This window comes from Murinocardiopsis flavida, from assembly GCF_003014485.1.
GTDB lineage: Bacteria > Actinomycetota > Actinomycetes > Streptosporangiales > Streptosporangiaceae > Murinocardiopsis > Murinocardiopsis flavida.
Genome location: NZ_PYGA01000027.1, coordinates 53200 through 71240 on the forward strand (window position 1 = coordinate 53200; position 18041 = coordinate 71240).

An 18041-nucleotide genomic window follows, 5' to 3' on the forward strand; every position below is an offset into this window, starting at 1 on the left:
GGGAAGGGCTCCCCCGTGGCCGATCAGCAGTTGGTGCTGCTGGTGATGGACGTGTTCCCGTAGTACTTGACGGCGACGTTGTTGATGACGACCTTCACCGGTGTGCCGTTCTTCTTCTGCTCGTAGTGCAGGTGCGGGCCGGTGGAACCGCCGGTGCTGCCGACCTTGCCGATCCTGGTGCCCGTGTTCACCTTGGCACCCTTGTTGACGTTGAAGGAGCTCAGGTGGGCGTAGAGGGTCTGCCACCCGCCCCCGTGGTCGACGACCAGGTACTTGCCGTAGCTGTCACCGCCGAGGTCGCGCTTGACGGTCACCGTGCCGGCGCCGCTCGACAGCACGTTCTTGCCGTTGGCGCCGGAGCGCTGGAAGTCGACGGAGTTCTGCGGGTTGTGGTTGCTGCGGGTGTTGGCGTTCCACACCTGGCCGCAGTCGAAGGGGGTGCGCAGGTTGAGCGCCGCTGCGGCGCGCTCCTCTGCGGCTGCGGGGGCCTGGAGTGCGGTGGCGAGCAGGGCGGCCGAAGCCGCCGCGACCGCACCGCCCCTTGCGAGCCTGCGGGTCGCACCGGGGTGCTGGCGCATGGGGTCACACCTTTCCGTCGGGGGATTCGACCGGAAGTCCTCACCGCCGCACGCTAGGGATCCGACCCCGTTCGGGTGAAGACCCAAATACGTTCCGTCACTGGGACGGCGACCCTATTGCGGCACCCCGAAACCGGGACTCTGCCCGCCCCAGCAGCAGGGCGGCGCGGTGCCGAAGCACCGCGCCGCCCTGAAAATAAATTTCGGTGATTACGCTAACCGGCGATGGAAACCGACGGTTCGCCGGATTCGACGCCGTCGTCCTTCATCCCTTCGGCGATCCGCATGGCCTCCTCGATGAGGGTCTCCACGATCTGCGACTCGGGGACGGTCTTGATGACCTCGCCCTTGACGAAGATCTGCCCCTTGCCGTTGCCGGAGGCCACCCCGAGGTCGGCCTCGCGCGCCTCACCGGGCCCGTTCACCACGCAGCCCATGACCGCGACGCGCAGCGGGACGTCCATGCCCTCAAGACCGGCGGTGACCTCCTCGGCGAGGGTGTAGACGTCGACCTGGGCGCGGCCGCAGCTCGGGCAGGAGACGATCTCCAGGCCGCGTTCGCGCAGCCCGAGCGACTCCAGGATCTGGTTGCCGACCTTGATCTCCTCGGCGGGCGGCGCCGAGAGCGACACGCGGATGGTGTCGCCGATGCCTTCGGCGAGCAGCGCGCCGAACGCCACCGACGACTTGATGGTGCCCTGGAACGCCGGCCCGGCCTCGGTCACGCCGAGGTGCAGCGGGTAGTCGCACTGCTGGGCGAGCTGCCGGTAGGAGTTGATCATGACCACGGGGTCGTTGTGCTTCACGGAGATCTTGATGTCGCGGAAGCCGTGCTCCTCGAACAGCGAGCACTCCCACAGCGCCGACTCCACCAGCGCCTCGGGCGTGGCCCTGCCGTACTTCTCCAGCAGCCGCTTGTCGAGCGACCCGGCGTTCACCCCGATGCGGATGGGGACCCCCGCCGCCGACGCGGCCTTGGCGATCTCGCCGACCTTGTCGTCGAACTTGCGGATGTTGCCGGGGTTCACCCGCACCGCGGCGCACCCCGCGTCGATGGCGGCGAAGACGTACTTGGGCTGGAAGTGGATGTCGGCGATGACCGGGATCTGCGACTTCTTCGCGATGATCGGCAGCGCCTCGGCGTCGTCGGCGCTGGGCACGGCCACCCGCACGATCTGGCAGCCCGATGCGGTCAGCTCGGCGATCTGCTGGAGCGTGGAGTTGATGTCGGAGGTCAGGGTGGTCGTCATCGACTGCACCGACACCGGGGCGTCGCCGCCGACGGGCACATTGCCGACCATGATCTGCCGCGACTTGCGGCGCTCCGCAAGCGGGCGCGGCCGCGCGTTGGGCATTCCAAGATCGACCGACACTCGGGACTCACCTCACCGGCCGCCGGAGGGGACCGGCGGCGTCATCGTCGTGTACGTGGACAGGCCACCACTGCCGGTGGCGCCCCAATAACGGGCCGGCGGCACGTGCCGCGCCGTTACCGCCCAGGCTACCGGCCGACCTGCTTGCTTGGTCCCCGTTTCGGAGAGGTACTTCACGCCGCCGCCCGGGTGCGGCAGCGGAGAAGGGCTAGGTGAGACGTACCGGGTTGAACAGGTCGGCGACCAGGAGCATGACGCTGAAGCACGCGAAAGCGATGAACACCACATAGGCCACCGGCATGAGCTGTGCGACGTCGAACGGCCCCGGGTCGGGCCGCTTGAACAGCTTGGCGAAGCCGCGCCGCACCGATTCCCACAGCGCGCCGAGGATGTGGCCGCCGTCGAGCGGCAGCAGCGGGACCATGTTGAACGCGAACAGGAACATGTTGACGCCCGCCAGCAGGTTGAGCAGGATCACCGCGCGGTCCTGCCACGGCACCGGCTGGGCCAGCACCTCGCCGCCGATGCGCGAGGCCCCGACGATGCCCACCGGCGAGTCGATCTGGCGCTCGTGGCCGAGGAACGCCGCGCCGAACACCTCGGGCACCTTCGACGGCAGCGCGACGAGGGCCTTGCCGACCCCCACCGCCATGGTGCCGATCTCCCCCGCGGTCTCGCCGGCGCTCAGCGGCTGGCGGGTGTTGGTGAAGTACACCCCGAGGAAGCCGGCGGTCTCGATCTCGGCGACGCGCTGGCCCTGGTCGTTGGTGACGAACTCGCCGTCGGCGTCGGTCTTGTACACGACCTCGCCGGAGGCGTCGCGCTTGGGCATCTCGTTCTCGACGAGGTTCGCCTTGAGGTCCATCCGCTCACCGTCACGCTCGACCGTGATGGTCGCCGGGCCGGTGGTGTCGCGGATGAGGCTGGACGCCGCGTTGTTGTCGGGGGCCTCCGTGCCGTTCACGGCGACGATGCGGTCGCCGGCCTTCATCCCGGCCTCCGCCGCGGGGGTGGGGTCGGCGTCGGCGGCGCAGTCGCGGCTGGTCGCCGAGCTCGGCACCACGCACTCGCTGACCTCGGCGACGGTCGAGGTGGGCGTGAGCACCCCGATGCCCATCATCGCCACGGCGAACAGCACGACGGCGAGGATGAGGTTCATGCCCGGACCGGCGAACATGACGATGAGCCGCTTCCACGGCGCGCGCTGGTAGAACTGGCGGTCCTCGTCGCCGGGTTCGAGCTCGGTCTGGTTCGCCGCGCGGGCGTCCTCGATCATCGCCCGCCACCGGGACATGGGCTTGCCCGAGGAGGTCTCGCCGCGGTTGCGCGCCGGCGGGATCATGCCGACCATGCGGACGAACCCGCCCAGCGGGATGAGCTTGATCCCGTACTCGGTGTCGCCCTTGCGGACCGACCACAGGGTCTTGCCGAACCCGACGAAGTACTGCGTGCACCGGATCCCGAACATCTTCGCCGTGGCGAGGTGCCCGAGCTCGTGCCATGCCAAGGACAGGAGCAGCCCCAGGAAGAACAGCACGATCCCGAGTGTGGTCAGTAGCGCGACCATGTACGTCGTCTCCTCATACCGTCATACCGTCGCGGAGATGAGCTCCCTGGCGCGGCGGCGCGCCCAGCCGTCGGCAGCGTAGACCTCGTCAAGGGTCAGGGAGTGCCCCGCTGCGGGTTGATGCTCCGAGACTACCCGCGCCACGGTGTCCACGATCGCCGGAAATGCGAGGGTGCCCGCGAGGAACGCGGCGACCGCCTCCTCGTTCGCCGCATTGTAGACCGCGGGGGCCGTGCCGCCGGCGGCGCCGACCTCGCACGCCAGGCCGACCGCGGGGAACGCCGCGCCGTCAAGCGGCTCGAAGGTCCAGGTCTGCGCCGCCGTCCAGTCGACGGCGGCGGCCGCGCCGCTGACCCGTTCCGGCCACGACAGGCCGTAGGCGATCGGGATGCGCATGTCGGGCGGGCTGGCCTGGGCGAGAGTGGAGCCGTCGGCGTACTCGACCATGGAGTGGATGATCGACTGGGGGTGGACCACGACCTCGATCCGGTCGAACCCGACGTCGAACAGCAGGTGCGCCTCGATGACCTCGAGGCCCTTGTTGACGAGTGTCGCGCTGTTCACCGTGATCACGGGGCCCATGGCCCAGGTGGGGTGCGCGAGCGCCTCGGCCGGCGTCACCCGGTCGAGCTCGGCGCGCGACCGGCCGCGGAACGGGCCCCCGCTGGCGGTGACGACCAGCCGGGCGACCTCCTGGGGGCGCGCGTCGACGTGGCCTTGGGCGAGGCTCGTCAGCTCTGCGGCGGGCACCCGCGGGAAGCACTGGGCGAGCGCGAAGTGCTCGGAGTCGACGGGGACGATCTGCCCCGGTTCGGCGAGGTCGCGCACCAGCGGGCCGCCGATGATCAGGGACTCCTTGTTGGCGAGCGCCAGGAGGCGTCCGGCGCGCAGCGCCGCGAGCGTCGACTCCAGGCCGAGCGCGCCGTTCACGCCGTTGAGGACGACGTCGCAGGGGTGCGCGGCGAGTTCGGCGACCGCCTCGGCGCCGGCCAGCACCTTGGCGCCGCTGCCGTGCGCGGTGAGCCGCTCGGCCAGCCGGGCGGCCTGCGCGGCGTCGGCGACCGCGACGACCGGCACGTCCAGCGCCGCGGCCTGCTCGGCGAGCAGGTCCACGCGTCCGCCCCCTGCTGCGAGGCCCACCACGCGGAACCGATCGGGGTTGCGGCGGACGATGTCGACGGCCTGGGTTCCGATGGATCCGGTGGACCCGAGGATGACGACGTCGCGCGGGGCGGTCCCGGTGGCGGCGGCGAGCTGTTCGGCGATGCGCATGGGCCCTATTGTCCCGCACCCGGGTGAGCGGGGAGCGCCGATCGGGCGCGGTTCCCGACCCCTCCCCCCGATAAACCCAAAGTGACGTCATGATCACTTTGCGTGTGGCACACTTGGGTGCCATGTCAGCCAGCCTCGCCAAGCAGGTCCTCGGCACCCTCGCGGGCGTCACCATCGCGATGGTCGGCGCGTCCGCCGGGACGATGCCCGACTACCAGGCCCCCGCGGCGCACCAGGGTTCCGCGGCGTCCGCCGCGCGGGCGCCCGGCGCCCCCATGCAGCCCATGCTCGGCCCCGAGGACGGTGTCGTCCGGCAGAACGCCGTGAACGACCCCATCGCCCTCGAACGGGTCCTCGAGTACTGGACGCCCGAGCGCATGGCCGCCGCCGAGCCGGCCGGCCGGCAGGTCGACAACGCCCCGCCCGGGGCCGCCGACGGTGCCGGCCCGACCGACCCGCAGGCCGCGCCCCGCCCCGACAGCCAGGGCGAGCGGTGGACCGCCGGCGGCAAGATCACCAAGACCACCGGCCGCGTCTACCTCACCATGGACGGCGGCGACTTCACCTGCTCCGCGTCCGTCGTGCACGCCGACAACAAGGACACCCTCGTCACCGCCGGGCACTGCCTCAAGGACGGCAAGGGGGCGTGGGCGAAGAACTGGACGTTCATCCCCGGCTACAGCGCCGGGAAGGAGCCGCTGGGCCGCTACGTCGCCCGCGAGCTGCTCGTCGCGCCCCAGTGGTCGCACCAGGCCGACGACAGCTACGACTTCGGCATGGCGGTGCTCAACACCTCCGGCGGCAAGCACGTCGCCGACCGCACCGGCTCCCAGCCGATCTCCTTCGGCACCGCGCCCCAGAGCGTCCGCTACGCCTTCGGCTACCCCACCTCCGGCGGGTTCGACGGCCGCCACCTGCACTACTGCTCCGGCCAGACCCGGCCCGACCAGCGCGACACCAAGTCCTCCGGCATGGCCTGCCGCATGACCGAGGGGTCCAGCGGCGGGCCGTGGCTGTCGAACTTCGACACCGCCACCGGCAAGGGCACCATCACCTCGGTGGTGAGCTTCAAGTACGCCAACGACGAGAGCACCCAGTACGGGCCGCACCTCGGCGCCGAGGCCAAGAAGCTCTACGACGACGCCCGCACCATGTGACGGCCACCCGGCCCTGCCACGGAGCCCTCCGGCCCCCGCCTTCCCGGCGGGGACCGGAGGGCTTCGTCGTCGCCGCACGGCGCCGCTGCGGGGATCTTGGCGCCGCCCCGGTGACTCCGCGATGTCGCCCGATCCCGTAGAGTGGCCCGGCCGTCGGGTGCGGCACCCCCCGCTCGTCGGCCCTCCCCCCTTCACCGCTCCCCATTGGAAGGACACCGATGCCCGCAACCCCCGCACCCCCTGCGGCAGGGCCTCGCCGAGTCCGCTCGACCGGCCTCATCGCGGTGGTCGCCGCCGCGGCGCTGATCGGCCCGTTGTCGGGCGCCGCCTCGGCCGAGTCCACCGCCGACAGCGTGGCCGCCCTCCGCAAGGACATCGACGCGCTGCTCGACGCACCCGAGCTCAAGGGCGCCGTCTCCGGCGTCCAGGTGCGCAGCCTCGACGAGGACGCGCTGCTCTACGAGCGCGACGCCGCGAAGCCGCTGGTCCCGGCATCCAACGCCAAGCTCCTCACTTCGGCCGCCGCTCTGGACGTCCTCGGCCCCGACCACACCTTCGCCACCAAGGTCGCCGCGAGCGAGGACCCCGCCGACGGCGTCGTCGACGGCGACCTGTTCCTGAAGGGCACCGGCGACCCCACGATGACCGCCGGCGCCTACGACGCCCTCGCCGAGAAGGTCGCGAAGTCCGGCGTCACCAAGGTCACCGGCGACCTCAAGGCCGACGACTCCTGGTTCGACGGGAAGGGGCTCGCCGCCGACTGGGACGAGAGCGACGAGCCGTACCACTACGCGGCGCAGATCTCGGCGCTGACCGTCGCGGCGAACACCGACTACGACACCGGGTCCGTCAACGCCAAGGCCGTCCCCGGCGCGTCGAAGGGCGCGGCCGTCAAGGCGTCGCTCAGCCCCATGGCCGACAACCTCACCGTGCAGAACAAGGGCGAGACCGGCGCGAAGGACAGCGAGGCGAGCCTCGGCGCCGCGCGCAAGTCCGGCACCAACACGTTCACCTTCTCCGGGAGCCTGCCCGCGGGGGGCGCGGCGTTCGAGGAGCTGCGCACGGTGCACAAGCCCACCAACCACGCCACGCACCTCTTCGCGGCCGCGCTGGAGGAGCACGGCGTCGAGGTCGGCGGCACGATCGCACGGGGCGTCGCGCCCAAGGGCGCCGACACGGTCGCCGCGCGCGAGTCGATGCCGCTGGAGAAGCTGCTCGTCCCGTTCCTGAAGCTGTCCAACAACGGGCACGCCGAGATCCTGGTCAAGTCCATGGGCCGCAAGGTCGAGGGCGAGGGGAGCTGGGACGCCGGCCTCCCGCAGATCTCGGCCGCGCTGAACCGCCTCGGTGTGAAGACCGACGGCATGGAGCTGACCGACGGCTCCGGCCTGGCGGCCACCGACAAGGTCCGGGCCGACACGGTCACCGCGCTGCTCGAAGAGGCGCCCGGCGAACCGTGGTTCGCCGCGTGGCAGAAGTCGCTGCCGCTGGCCGGCGACCCCGACCGGATGGTGGGCGGCACCCTGTCCGAGCGCATGCGGGGCACGGCCGCCGAGGGCAAGGTCCACGCCAAGACCGGCAGCCTCACCGGGGCGAGCGCGCTTTCGGGCTACGCCACCTCCGCCGACGGCGAGAAGCTGGTGTTCTCCATCCTCAACAACAAGTACGAGGGCGCGCCCCCGCGCGGGACCCAGGACGCCATCGCGGTGCGCCTGTCCGAGTTCTCGCGCGAGGCGCCCAAGGTCACGCCGCGGGTCTCCCCGCAGCGCAAGGCCGACGAGGGCTACACCGGCGACCTCGAATGCACCTGGGCGGGCACCTGCTGATCGGCAGCTGACCGATCCCCACCGGGGGGCGTGGACGCAGAGCGTCCACGCCCCCTTCTCTCTTGCAGAAGGCACCGCGTTTCCAGCGGACACCGACCGCCCGCGGCTCCGCGTCCGCCGCCGGAGGGCGACGGCGGCGGCCGACCGGAGGGGCCGGTCGGCGTCGGCCGGTCAGGGGGCGGCGGCGGAGTGCTGCTGGGCGGCGAGGAAGTGCGCGGTCTCCCGCGTCGCCTCGTACAGCGCGCGGTAGTGCGGGTAGAACTCGGCGTAGACCGCGCTCCGCTGCGGGTCCGGTTCGACCACGGCCGTGATCGGGTTCCAGGTGTCGGCGTCCGGGGCGATGCCGATGGCGTGCGCCGCCAGGAACGCGTCGCCGAACGCCGCGCCGATGGTGTGCTTCGGCACCTGCTGCACCGCGCCGGTCACGTCGGAGACGATGCGGGGCCACAGGCCGCCCTGGGCGCCGCCGCCGACCGCGACGATCCGCTCCGGGGCGCCGCCGGCCTCCTCCATCGCGGCGAGGTTGTGCCGCACCCCGTAGGCGGTGCCCTCCAGGACGGCCCGGTAGATCTCGGCGCCGCCGTGCGCGGTGGTCAGCCCGGCCAGCACGCCCCGCGCGTCCGGGTCGAACAAGGGGGTGCGCTCGCCCGCGAAGTACGGGAGCAGCAGCAGGCCGTCGCTGCCGGCGGGGACGCGCTCGGCCGCGGCGGTGAGGGCGCCGAACTCGCCGCCCACCAGGTCGCGCAGCCAGTCGGTGACGGCCCCCGAGGTCGCCATCCCGGCCGCCAGGGTCTCCGTCCCGGCGAAGGCGCCCTTGGTGCCCCACAGGCCGTCGTGCGGCCGCAGCCGGTCGACGACCTGGACCAGGAACATCGTGGTGCCGTACATGACCATCGCGTCGCCGGGGCCGCGCACCCCGACGCTGGCGGCCTCGGCCCAGGCGTCGATGGTGCCGGTGGTGACCGGTGTGCCGACCGGCAGCCCCGTCAGCCGGGCGGCCTCCGCGGTGACCGTCCCGGCGACCTCGGTGGACCAGGCGAGTTCCGGCAGCGCCAGTCCCGGCGCGACCTGCTCGGCCCAGTCGGCCGCCCAGGTGCCGCGCCGCATGTCGTACAGCGGGTCGCACTGGCTCGCGGAGTGGTGGTCCAGGACGTAGCGCCCGGTGAGCCTGTGGACCAGGAACGAGCTGGCCATGAGCAGCATGGCGGTGGCGCCGTAGACGTCGGGCTCGTTGCGCCGCAGCCAGGCGACCTTCGGGCCGACCGCCTGGGACGTCAGCCGGCTGCCGCCGCGTGCGACGATCCGCTCGGCCCCGAGGTCCGCGGTCAGCTCGGCGATCTCGGCTGTGGCGCGGGTGTCCACGCCGTAGAGGATCGCGGGCCGCAGCGGGGTCCCGGCCGCGTCGGCGGGCAGCAGGCACGGGCCGATCCCGCTGACTCCGACCGCGAGGACCCGCACCCCCTCGACCGCGGCGAGGAGGTCGCGCACGATCGCGGTGAAGTCCGCCCACCACACCGCCTCGGCGTCGTGCTCGACCCGGCCGGGCCGCGGCGTCGACGTGCCGTGGGGCCGGTCGGCGCGGGCGAGCAGGGTACCGTCGGGCGCCACCAGCACCCCTTTGGAACTGGCCGTGCCGATGTCGATGCCGAGCAGCGCCTCGGTCATGTGCTGGACTCCCAGGAGGTCGGGGGTGGGGCGGGCCCTCGCGCCCGGCCCGGGCGCGGTGCCCGGGCCGCGGTGCCGGTGCCCTTATGCTGCGCCGCTCCTGGTGAACTCGTCCAGCCGGATGCCGAGGAGCTCGGCGACGGCGCGCATCTGCGGGCGGACGTCGCCGGGGACGGCGTGGATGTGGTTGGCGCCGAACCGGGACAGGAAGTCCGGCGCGTCGGCGTCGAGCCGGGCGAACGCGTGCGGCCACTCGGGCGTGGACTGCTTGGTGAGGGTGTCGGTGGTCGCCGCGTCGAAGGACTCGAAGTCGCCGAGCATGAGGTGCAGCCGGTAGTCGCCGTCGAGGCGGGTGAGCCGTGCGAGCGTCATGCGCCCCGGCGCGGCGATGTGCTGCACCGACGCCCCGCCCGCGGGGAAGAAGACCACCTCGGGGTGCAGGTGGACCCGGGCGAGGTTCTCGGCCGGGTCGTCGCTGCGCGCCGCGTACCAGGTGGCGTGCTGGCCGGAGTTGCAGAGGTCCCAGATGTCGCGGTCGCCGTGGTAGTGGCGCACGTCGGCGAACAGTACGGGGGTCCGCGCGATGCTGTTCATGAGGCGCATGGTCAGCGCGCCGTCCATGTCGGCCTCGGTGGCGCAGATGTGCGGTTCCTTGGGCCCGTTGTAGTCGTAGGGGTCGTTCAGCAGCGCCTCGGCAACGTCCATCGTGCAGAAGTGCTCGGTGAGCTCGGGCTGGGCCTTGACGCCCGTGAAGTCGAGGCTGCGCTCCTCGATGAGGCCGCGCATCGCTGCGTAGGTGCCGATCTGCCGCTCCAGCAGCTCAGGTGTCAGCTTCGCGCCGTCGTAGTGGACGGTGGCCAGCCGCTCGAACCACTCGCGGCCCCGGCGCAGTTCGGCCGGGTCGGCCGCCTCGGTGCGGCGGACGATCTCCCACTGGTCGATCTCCTCGACGTCGATCCCGAACAGCCGCTGCCACTGGTCGGTGTTCGCGACGGTGGTGTTCATCCCCATGGGGCGGCCGCCGATGCGGCCGAACGTGCTGCCGCGCAGGGCCTTGACAGCGCGGGCGGCGTCGGCGCGTGCGGTGATCGCCGCGACGAGCTCCGCGTCGGGGGCGCCCCACTGCCGGGTGTGGCTGCGCCCGATCTGGTCCAGTGCGCCGCCCGCGGCGAGCATGCCGACCATCCCCGGCTCGGTGGGGTCGATGCTCGCCAGCAGCACCAGCGGCCCGGGCGTGGCGTCGGCGGCGAGCATGGTGAAGTGCGGGAACGCCCAGACTGCGTAGTGCAGGACGGTCAGGTCGACGCCTGCGGCGGCGACCTCCCGCGCGACCGCTGTGGCGACCACGTTGCCGTTGACCGGCTCGCTGCCGCGCACGACCTCGTGGCCGGCGGCCTCCAGCGCGCCGACGAGTGCGTCCTCCTTGCCGAGGATGAAGTCGCGCACGCCGCGGTGCACGTGCTCCCTGCCGTCGGAAATGCTGATCACGCCGATACGGGCCATGGGTGGCTCTCCTCATCTGCGGCCGCCCGCTGAGGGTGGCGCGGGCGCGGCGGGCTCCGTCCCCGGGTCCGGACCGGCGGTCATTGGACGATCCGGAGGGAAATCGTTTTCTCGGGTGACGCTATTGTGAGATCCGGCCGGGTGTCAATGCGTCGCGGGGACGCGCGGCCGACCGGTCCCGCCGCACGCGGCGCCGCCGGTCGGCGCGCCCCTGCGGGCCGCCCGTCGGGCAGTGGCACGCACCGGCCGGACACTGGGTGCCCGCGCGCACGCGCGCTTGGATGGAGATGGGTGCAACCGATGCCGAAGATCAGTGACGTCGCCTCGCGGGCCGGTGTCTCACCGGCCACCGCGTCGCGGGTGCTCAACGGCAAGTCCACTGTCGCGCCCGAACTCGCCGAACGCGTCCAGGCCGCGGCGGCGGAGATGCAGTACCGGCCCAACGGCCTGGCGCGCAGCCTCCGCCGCCGCGAGACCACCGTGATCGCGCTGATCATCGGCGACGTCGAGAACCCGTTCTTCACCTCGCTGGCGCGCGGGGTCGAGGACGCCGCGCACGCCGACGGGTACTCCGTCATCCTGTGCAACTCCGACGAGGACCCGGTGAAGGAGCGCCGCTATGTCGACGTCGCGCTCCAGGAGCGCGCGGCGGGGGTGGTGCTGTCGTCCGCCGGCTCCACCGAGAGCATCGGCATGCTGCGCGACCAGCGGATCCCCTTCGTCGCAGTGGACCGCCCGGTCGAGGGCGCCGCGACCGACACCGTCGTGGTCGACACCCGCAGCGCCGCGGCGGCGGCAACGCTCCACCTGCTGGAGCAGGGCTACCAGCGCATCGGCTGCATCGCGGGCCCGGCGGGGATCGCGACGGCCGACGACCGGCTCGCCGGCTACCGCGACGCCCTGCGCGCCGCCAACCGGCGGATCCCGGCCCGGCTGGTGCGCCACGCGGAGTTCAAGGCCGCGGGGGCCAAGGCCGCCGCCCGGCAGCTCCTCGACCGCAGGGAGCGGCCCGACGCGCTGCTGGTCGCCAACTGCGTCATGGCGCGCGGCGTGCTGGAGGCGATGGCGGAGCTGGGCCTGCGCAGCGGCCGCGACGTCGGCCTCGCCGCGTTCGACGACGACCCGTGGACGACGCTCATCACGCCGCCGATGACCGTCATCGCGCAGCCGGCCCACGACCTCGGGCTCATCGCGACCCGGCTGCTGCTCTCGCGCATCGCCGACCCGGCGCGGGCGGCGACCACCTCGACCCTGCACGCCACCCTGATCCCGCGGGGCAGCACCGAGCGGTGAGCCCGCCGCCCGGCGCGGCCGGGCTCAGAGCCCGCGCGGGATCCGCTCGGCCGCGGGCGCGAGCGTGAACGGGCGGTGCGGCGGCACCTGGTACCAGAACGCGACCGACGACAGGTCGTCGCCGCGCTTGTTGGCGTGCCCGTGCTCGATGGTCACCCGCACCGACCGCTCGAACATCACCGGGTCCTCGACGTGGAACCGGTACAGCGAGACCTGGCCGCTCCAGTTCGGCCCGCCGGGCAGGGTGATGCCGTGGTACGGGGCATGGTGGGCCTGGGTGGGGCACCAGGCGGTGTTGAAGTAGTCCTCCGTGCCGGTGCCGTGCAGCGTGGGCGGGAACGCCTCGCCGTCGATGAAGATCATGTCGTCGCCCTCGCCGTACCAGTTCCACTCGCGGGTCGCGCGCAGGTTGTGCACGTTGAGGACGCAGCCGACGTAGTGCCCGCGCCCCTCCGCGTCGAGGATCGTGTAGTTCCCGGCGCCGTCGAGGTTGGTCCCCTCGATCTGGAAGCGCCGGTTGGACTGGCCGGCCTCGGACTCGCCGGCGGTCGGGTTCTCGCGGCGCCACTGGGCGTGGAAGTAGCCGAGGTCGGGCTCGTGCCGCGCGTAGCGCTCGTAGTCGATGTAGTAGTAGAAGAAGACCGGCGCGCTGCCCAGTTCGCTGATCAGCTCGACCTTGGCGTGTTCGGCGAAGGGCATCGCGAACCAGCAGTTGAACGACTTGCCGTCCTCGGGGCTCATCTGGAGGGGCGCCGAGACGAAGTTGACCGTCCGGCCGTGGCCCACGCCGAAGAAGTCGCCGAGCGGCGCCCACACCGCGGGGTGCTCCGCGCCGTCCCAGGTGATGCGCAGCGCGAGTTTGCGCAGCATGTCGGTCTCTGCCTCGCCGGGACCGTCGTGGTCGGGCAGGGTCACCGTGCACCAGATGTGCGTGATCGCGCCAGGGCCGTCGATGTCGGCGAGCACCGCGGTCTCGCCGGGGCCCACGGTGAGCCGGTCGTCGTTGCCGCCGCTGCGGTCCCAGCTGGACGCCCGCCCGCGCCGCGCCGTACGCAGCCGGGCGAGGTCGCGCAGGCTGCTTCCGTGCGTCCCATAGCTCGACGCATCATCCATCGCAGAGTCCTCCCGGGTGGGGTGATGGTGCGGTCCGCCGCATGACGGAAATCGTTTTCCGACGCTAGCCATGCGGAATTGCCGCGTCAAGACGGACATCACTGGACAACAGCCGTATCGCATCGGCGGGAAACACGATCTTGACAATCGGACGACTTCGGTCCTACGTTTCCGAGAAATCGATTCCCTGCTCGTCGGCGCACTTCGGCCGACCCCTCCCGCGACCACCGCTCGGCAGCGCGCCGAGCCGCACGGCACTGGAGCTCGTGATGGTCCACCGACACCGGCACGCCTCCCCGCCGGGCCACCGCGGCCCGGACCGGCGCGCACTCCTGCGGGGCGGTCTCGGCCTCGGCGCCGCGGCGGCCCTCGCCCCGGCGCTGGCGGGCTGCGGCCCGTCCGAGGCCGACGCACCCCTGTCCTTCTGGTCGTTCAACGGCGACGCGCCCCAGCAGGAGGGGCAGGTCCAGCAGCAGAGCCGGTGGTACCTGGACATCATCGACGACTGGAACGCCGCCAACCGGCAGCAGGTCAAGGCCCAGTACATCCCCCTGGCCGTCTACAACAACGGCAGCAAGCTGCCGACGGCGTTCGCCGCGGGCGACGGCCCCGACCTGTTCGTCATCTCCCCCGGCGACTTCCTGCGCTACTACAACGGCGGTGTGCTGGAAGACCTGACCCCGCACATCACCGCCGAGGCGCGCACGGACTTCCTGCCCAACGTGCTCGACACCCGCAGCGTCGGCGGGCGGGTCTACGCGCTGCCGTTCGAGGTCGAGCCGATCGCGATGTTCTACTCGGTCGCGTCCATGGAGGCGGCCGGGCTCTCCGAGGCCGATATCCCCAAGACCTGGGACGACCTGCTCGACACCGGCGACAAGCTCCGCTCCGCGGGGCAGGGCGGTATCGCGCTGGAGACCGTGCCCGGGTACTACCAGAACTTCGTCTGGTACCCGCTGCTGTGGCAGACCGGGGGCGATGTGGTGACCCCCGGGGGCAAGGTGGTCTTCGACTCCCCCGAGGCGGTCAAGGCCCTCGGACTGTGGAAGGACATGGTCGAGGCCGGGATCTCGCCGCGCCGCAACCCCGCCGCCGGAGACGCCGTCACCGGGTTCACCCAGGGCCTGGTGTCGATGTGGCACCGCGGCATCTGGACGGTGAAGGAGATGGAGACCTCGGCGCCCGACTTCGAGTACGGCGTTTTCCGGCTGCCCATTCCCGACGGCGGCACGTACGTCACCTCGCTCGGCGGCTGGGCCTTCGCCGCGAACGCGCAGGGCAGGAACCCCGATGCGGCCGCCCGCTTCTGCGCCGAGGCGCTGGCGTCGATGTCGGAATCCTCCATCGACCGCGTCACCGAGTGGTCGATCGGCGTGAAGACCGACATCCCGCCGCGCACGAGCGCACTGGAGCGCGCCGACGCGTCCGGCGGCTACGACCGGCCGGTGATGAAGGCGTTCCGCGAGGAGATCTACGCGGGCGGCCGCTCCGAGCCCCGGTTCCCCCCGATCGTCTACAAGGCGGTCTCCGACGCCATCCAGTCGTGCATGCTCGCCGGCGGCGATCCCGCCGTCGAGGCCGAGCGCGCCGCCGAGAAGATCGACGGTTTCATGCTCACCTATGAAGGGGCGAAGCTGCTGTGACGGTCGGAGAGAAGGCACCGGAGGCCGCGGCTCCGGCACCGTCGGCGGCCCCCGTCGGCAGGAGCACCGGCCGCGGGAAGGCCGAGACCCGCGCCGCGTGGCTGTTCCTCGCCCCCGATCTGCTCGGCCTGCTGACCTTCCTCGGCCTGCCGATGGTGCTCTCCGTGGCCCTGGCGTTCATGCGGGTCGACGGGTTCGGCACCTACGAGTTCGTGGGGCTGGAGAACTTCCGCCGGATGCTCGGTGACCCGCAGTTCTACGACAGCCTCCGGCTCACACTGGTCTACCTGGTGCTGGTGGTGCCGCTGACCTTCGGCGCGAGCCTCGGGCTCGCGGTGCTCATCCAGCGCAGAATGCCGTTCGTCGGGGTGTTCCGCAGCGCGTTCTTCCTGCCGTACTCGGTCAGTGTGGTGGTCGTCGGGCTGGTGTGGGAGTTCATGCTCTCCGACGACGTCGGGGTCGTCGGCATCGCGCTGCGCGCCGTCGGGGTGCGGCCGCCGTCGTGGCTGGGCGATCCGGACTTCGCACTGTTCACGGTCGTGGGACTGTGCGTGTGGTTCTGGATGGGCTACTACATGATCATCTTCCTGGCGGGGCTCCAGGACATCCCGCGGGACTACTACGAGGCCGCCCGCCTCGACGGGGCCGGAGCGTGGGCGGTGTTCCGGCACATCACCTGGCCGCTGCTCGCGCCGACCAGCTTCTTCGTCCTGCTGACGCTGACGGTCGCCGCCGTGACCGGGGGGTTCGAACTGATCCTGGTGCTGACCAACGGCGGGCCGTCCAACGGGACGTCCGTCCTCGTCTTCTACATCTACCAGCAGGCGTTCACCTTCGGCGAGTTCGGCTACGCGTCGGCGTTGAGCGCGTTCCTCGTGCTCATCCTGCTCGCGTGGTCCATGATGTTGTTCGCCCTGACCAGGGGAGGCCGGTTCAGCCATGGCCGCAGTTGACACCCGTCCCGCGGCCGCCCGGCCGACCCGACCGGCCCGGCGCCGCTCCGCCGGCGCGGGCGGACGCGGCCTCAAAGGGTTCTACGTGGCGCTGGCCACCGTCCTCGCCGTCGTCACGGTGTTCCCCCTGCTGTGGATGATCACCAGCTCGTTCAAGGGGCCCGACGAGGTCGTCAACGGCCGCCTGACGATCGAGGACCCCACGTTCGACAACTACGTATACGTGTTCACGCAGGTGCCGTTCCTGCGCTACCTCGCCAACAGCCTGTTCGTCTCGGTCGTGGTGACGGTGGTGGCGCTGTTCTTCCACTCGATGGCCGCGTACGCACTGGCCCGGCTGCGCTTCCGGGGCCGGGAGACGGTCTTCGTCCTGGTGTTCTCCACCCTGCTGATCACCATCCCGGCGATCATCATCCCGCTGTTCCTGATCGTGCGGGAACTCGGCATGCTGAACAGCTACGCGGGGCTGATCGTCCCGGCGGTGTTCAACGCGTTCGGGATCTTCCTGCTGCGCCAGTTCTACCTGTCGGTGCCCGACGAGCTGGAGGAGGCCGCGCGCATCGACGGCGCCGGGTACTGGCGGGTGTATTGGAGCGTCATCCTGCCGCTCTCGCGCCCGATCTTCTCGGCGCTGGCGGTGTTCTTCTTCCTCGCCAACTGGAACTCCTTCGTCTGGCCGATGATCATCACCAGCGACCAGGCGCTGACGGTCGTCCAGCTCGGCATCTCCGGGTTCCAGGACCAGTACGGCGCCGACTGGAACTACGTGATCGCCGCCTCGACCGTCGCCGCCCTGCCGACGATGCTGGTGTTCTTCGTGTTCCAGCGGCAGATCGTGGACTCCATCAAGACCACCGGGTTGAAGTAGCGGGCCGCCGGCGGAGCGGGGTCACCGGGGGTACCGGGCGGCGCCGGGTTCTCGTCACCGAACCGTTGCCCGGGGATCGCGTCCGGTATGGAACGGTCAAACACCCGATATCGTCACACCCTGACCCGGTCGCGACAACGGCGCCCCGACCGGCATTTCCGAGTTCTCCCCCTCTGACCCGAAGAAGAGACCATGAGCACCGACCAGTTGCAGTCCGTCCAGCAGCTCCTCATCCGCCAGCGCGTCCGGATGATGGTGAACCAGTACCAGGTCCACCTCGCGCAGCCCGATGGCACCGAGGGCCCCATGGTGGCGTTCGCCCAGCAGAAGCGCATGGCGTTCAAAGAGCAGGTCACGCTGTACACCGACGACCGCAAGGAAGTCCCGGTGCTGGGGTTCAAGGCCCGCCAGGCCATCGACCTCGGTGCCACCTACGATGTCACCGACGCGTCCGGGCAGCCGCTCGGCCTGTTCCGCAAGGACTTCAAGGCGTCGCTGCTGCGGTCGACCTGGCACGTCGAGCAGCCGGGCATGGGCACCATCACCGGCCAGGAGCGGAGCCCCGTGGTGGCGATCCTGCGCCGGACCGCGCTGGAGTGGCTGCCCTACCACTTCGACTTCACCATCGAGGGCGAGCCGGTGTTCTCGGTGCAGAAGAAGTTCGGCCTGCGCGACCGCTACACGGTCGACATCCCGAACAGCCGGATCGACCGCCGCCTCGTCATCGCCATGGCGGTCGCCCTGGACGCCCTCCAGGGACGCTGATCCTGGTATGCCCCGGTCAGCGCGGCGCACCGCGCCGACCGGGGCAACCGCCTCGCTAGGCCCCCGGACGGAACCGGCGCACCAGCAGCCAGCCGAGCGCGCCGCCCGCCAGGACCGCCGCGGCCCGCGCGGCGACCACCGCCGGGTGGCCGTCGCCCAGCAGGCCGAGCACCACCGTCAGGACGATGTCGGCGGCGGGCACGGCGAGCACCGCCGCGGCGAACGCCCGTCCGCTCCAGTGGGCGCGCCGGCCGTAGGCCCGGGCCGCGAGCGCGACCATGGCGAAGCCGATGACCAGCCGCGGCCCCGCCACCCAGAGGACCTGGCCGGTGAGCACCGCCAACGGCTCGATGCCCGCGAACCACTGGCGCACGAAGACGACCAGGATCGACCCGACGAACCAGACCGCTGCCGCCGCCGCGACCGCCCTGGAGATCCGCACGCTCCGCCTCTCGTTGTGCCCAC

15 protein-coding genes are annotated in these 18041 nt (G+C 71.7%); 7 read left to right on the top strand and 8 right to left on the bottom strand.

Annotated features, from left to right (window positions below; all coding sequences use genetic code 11):
* Positions 1 to 23: 23 nt before the first annotated feature.
* From CLV63_RS28105 to dxr, 4 genes are all read right to left on the bottom strand, one after another.
* Positions 24 to 578 (bottom strand): M23 family metallopeptidase, encoded by a 555-nt coding sequence (locus CLV63_RS28105; RefSeq protein WP_106586260.1) that lies wholly within the window; start codon positions 576 to 578, stop codon positions 24 to 26.
* A gap of 215 nt (positions 579 to 793) precedes the next feature.
* Positions 794 to 1951: a flavodoxin-dependent (E)-4-hydroxy-3-methylbut-2-enyl-diphosphate synthase gene (gene ispG, locus CLV63_RS28110; protein ID WP_106586261.1), complete on the bottom strand. Its 1158-nt coding sequence runs from the start codon at positions 1949 to 1951 to the stop codon at positions 794 to 796.
* A gap of 208 nt (positions 1952 to 2159) precedes the next feature.
* The gene (locus tag CLV63_RS28115; protein ID WP_106586262.1) at positions 2160 to 3518 is read right to left on the bottom strand and encodes a M50 family metallopeptidase; all 1359 of its coding nucleotides are present in this window, start codon (positions 3516 to 3518) and stop codon (positions 2160 to 2162) included.
* Positions 3519 to 3539: 21 nt separating this feature from the next.
* On the bottom strand, positions 3540 to 4790 hold the full coding sequence (gene dxr, locus CLV63_RS28120) for a 1-deoxy-D-xylulose-5-phosphate reductoisomerase (protein ID WP_106586263.1): 1251 nt from the start codon (positions 4788 to 4790) through the stop codon (positions 3540 to 3542).
* A 122-nt stretch (positions 4791 to 4912) separates the two neighbouring features.
* Here dxr and CLV63_RS28125 point away from each other — a divergent pair, with 122 nt between their 5' ends.
* Both CLV63_RS28125 and dacB read left to right on the top strand, forming a co-directional pair.
* Positions 4913 to 5947, top strand: coding sequence for a trypsin-like serine peptidase (locus tag CLV63_RS28125; RefSeq protein ID WP_106586264.1), 1035 nt, complete (start codon positions 4913 to 4915; stop codon positions 5945 to 5947).
* Between the two features lie 218 nt (positions 5948 to 6165).
* The gene (gene dacB, locus CLV63_RS28130) at positions 6166 to 7773 is read left to right on the top strand and encodes a D-alanyl-D-alanine carboxypeptidase/D-alanyl-D-alanine endopeptidase (protein WP_106586265.1); all 1608 of its coding nucleotides are present in this window, start codon (positions 6166 to 6168) and stop codon (positions 7771 to 7773) included.
* A 171-nt stretch (positions 7774 to 7944) separates the two neighbouring features.
* Here the strand turns inward: dacB and CLV63_RS28135 are convergent, their stop codons facing one another.
* Positions 7945 to 9438 (bottom strand): FGGY-family carbohydrate kinase, encoded by a 1494-nt coding sequence (locus tag CLV63_RS28135; RefSeq protein ID WP_106586266.1) that lies wholly within the window; start codon positions 9436 to 9438, stop codon positions 7945 to 7947.
* Positions 9439 to 9522: 84 nt separating this feature from the next.
* Complete coding sequence (locus tag CLV63_RS28140) at positions 9523 to 10941, bottom strand: L-fucose/L-arabinose isomerase family protein (protein ID WP_106586267.1); 1419 nt, start codon at positions 10939 to 10941, stop codon at positions 9523 to 9525.
* A 300-nt stretch (positions 10942 to 11241) separates the two neighbouring features.
* Between CLV63_RS28140 and CLV63_RS28145 the strand changes: the two genes are divergently transcribed.
* On the top strand, positions 11242 to 12234 hold the full coding sequence (locus CLV63_RS28145; protein ID WP_106586268.1) for a LacI family DNA-binding transcriptional regulator: 993 nt from the start codon (positions 11242 to 11244) through the stop codon (positions 12232 to 12234).
* A gap of 24 nt (positions 12235 to 12258) precedes the next feature.
* Here CLV63_RS28145 and CLV63_RS28150 read toward each other — a convergent pair whose 3' ends face one another.
* Entirely contained in the window at positions 12259 to 13347 is a 1089-nt protein-coding gene (locus CLV63_RS28150; RefSeq protein WP_106586269.1) for a glycoside hydrolase family 172 protein, read from the bottom strand.
* Positions 13348 to 13616: 269 nt separating this feature from the next.
* Between CLV63_RS28150 and CLV63_RS28155 the strand changes: the two genes are divergently transcribed.
* The 4 genes from CLV63_RS28155 to CLV63_RS28170 all read left to right on the top strand — a co-directional run bounded on the left by CLV63_RS28155 (position 13617) and on the right by CLV63_RS28170 (position 17576).
* Positions 13617 to 14990 (top strand): ABC transporter substrate-binding protein, encoded by a 1374-nt coding sequence (locus tag CLV63_RS28155; RefSeq protein ID WP_106586270.1) that lies wholly within the window; start codon positions 13617 to 13619, stop codon positions 14988 to 14990.
* Positions 14987 to 15943, top strand: a complete 957-nt coding sequence (locus tag CLV63_RS28160; protein WP_106586271.1) for a carbohydrate ABC transporter permease — start codon at positions 14987 to 14989, stop codon at positions 15941 to 15943. The genes CLV63_RS28155 and CLV63_RS28160 overlap by 4 nt, the downstream gene beginning before the upstream one ends.
* Positions 15930 to 16811 (top strand): carbohydrate ABC transporter permease, encoded by an 882-nt coding sequence (locus CLV63_RS28165; RefSeq protein ID WP_106586272.1) that lies wholly within the window; start codon positions 15930 to 15932, stop codon positions 16809 to 16811. The genes CLV63_RS28160 and CLV63_RS28165 overlap by 14 nt, the downstream gene beginning before the upstream one ends.
* Before the next feature lie 192 nt (positions 16812 to 17003).
* A complete protein-coding gene (locus tag CLV63_RS28170) occupies positions 17004 to 17576 on the top strand; it encodes a hypothetical protein (protein ID WP_106586273.1) in 573 nt (190 codons plus the stop codon).
* Positions 17577 to 17631: 55 nt separating this feature from the next.
* Here CLV63_RS28170 and CLV63_RS28175 read toward each other — a convergent pair whose 3' ends face one another.
* Positions 17632 to 18018, bottom strand: coding sequence for a hypothetical protein (locus tag CLV63_RS28175; RefSeq protein WP_106586274.1), 387 nt, complete (start codon positions 18016 to 18018; stop codon positions 17632 to 17634).
* Positions 18019 to 18041: the final 23 nt, after the last annotated feature.

What these genes read in the sequence shown, in the direction of transcription:
- CLV63_RS28105 (WP_106586260.1), bottom strand. Translation starts at nt 578, where the DNA reads ATGCGCCAGCACCCCGGTGCGACCCGCAGGCTCGCAAGGGGCGGTGCG.
- CLV63_RS28115 (WP_106586262.1), bottom strand. Translation starts at nt 3,518, where the DNA reads ATGGTCGCGCTACTGACCACACTCGGGATCGTGCTGTTCTTCCTGGGG.
- dxr (WP_106586263.1), bottom strand. Translation starts at nt 4,790, where the DNA reads ATGCGCATCGCCGAACAGCTCGCCGCCGCCACCGGGACCGCCCCGCGC.
- CLV63_RS28125 (WP_106586264.1), top strand. Translation starts at nt 4,913, where the DNA reads ATGTCAGCCAGCCTCGCCAAGCAGGTCCTCGGCACCCTCGCGGGCGTC.
- dacB (WP_106586265.1), top strand. Translation starts at nt 6,166, where the DNA reads ATGCCCGCAACCCCCGCACCCCCTGCGGCAGGGCCTCGCCGAGTCCGC.
- CLV63_RS28135 (WP_106586266.1), bottom strand. Translation starts at nt 9,438, where the DNA reads ATGACCGAGGCGCTGCTCGGCATCGACATCGGCACGGCCAGTTCCAAA.
- CLV63_RS28140 (WP_106586267.1), bottom strand. Translation starts at nt 10,941, where the DNA reads ATGGCCCGTATCGGCGTGATCAGCATTTCCGACGGCAGGGAGCACGTG.
- CLV63_RS28145 (WP_106586268.1), top strand. Translation starts at nt 11,242, where the DNA reads ATGCCGAAGATCAGTGACGTCGCCTCGCGGGCCGGTGTCTCACCGGCC.
- CLV63_RS28150 (WP_106586269.1), bottom strand. Translation starts at nt 13,347, where the DNA reads ATGGATGATGCGTCGAGCTATGGGACGCACGGAAGCAGCCTGCGCGAC.
- CLV63_RS28155 (WP_106586270.1), top strand. Translation starts at nt 13,617, where the DNA reads ATGGTCCACCGACACCGGCACGCCTCCCCGCCGGGCCACCGCGGCCCG.
- CLV63_RS28165 (WP_106586272.1), top strand. Translation starts at nt 15,930, where the DNA reads ATGGCCGCAGTTGACACCCGTCCCGCGGCCGCCCGGCCGACCCGACCG.
- CLV63_RS28170 (WP_106586273.1), top strand. Translation starts at nt 17,004, where the DNA reads ATGAGCACCGACCAGTTGCAGTCCGTCCAGCAGCTCCTCATCCGCCAG.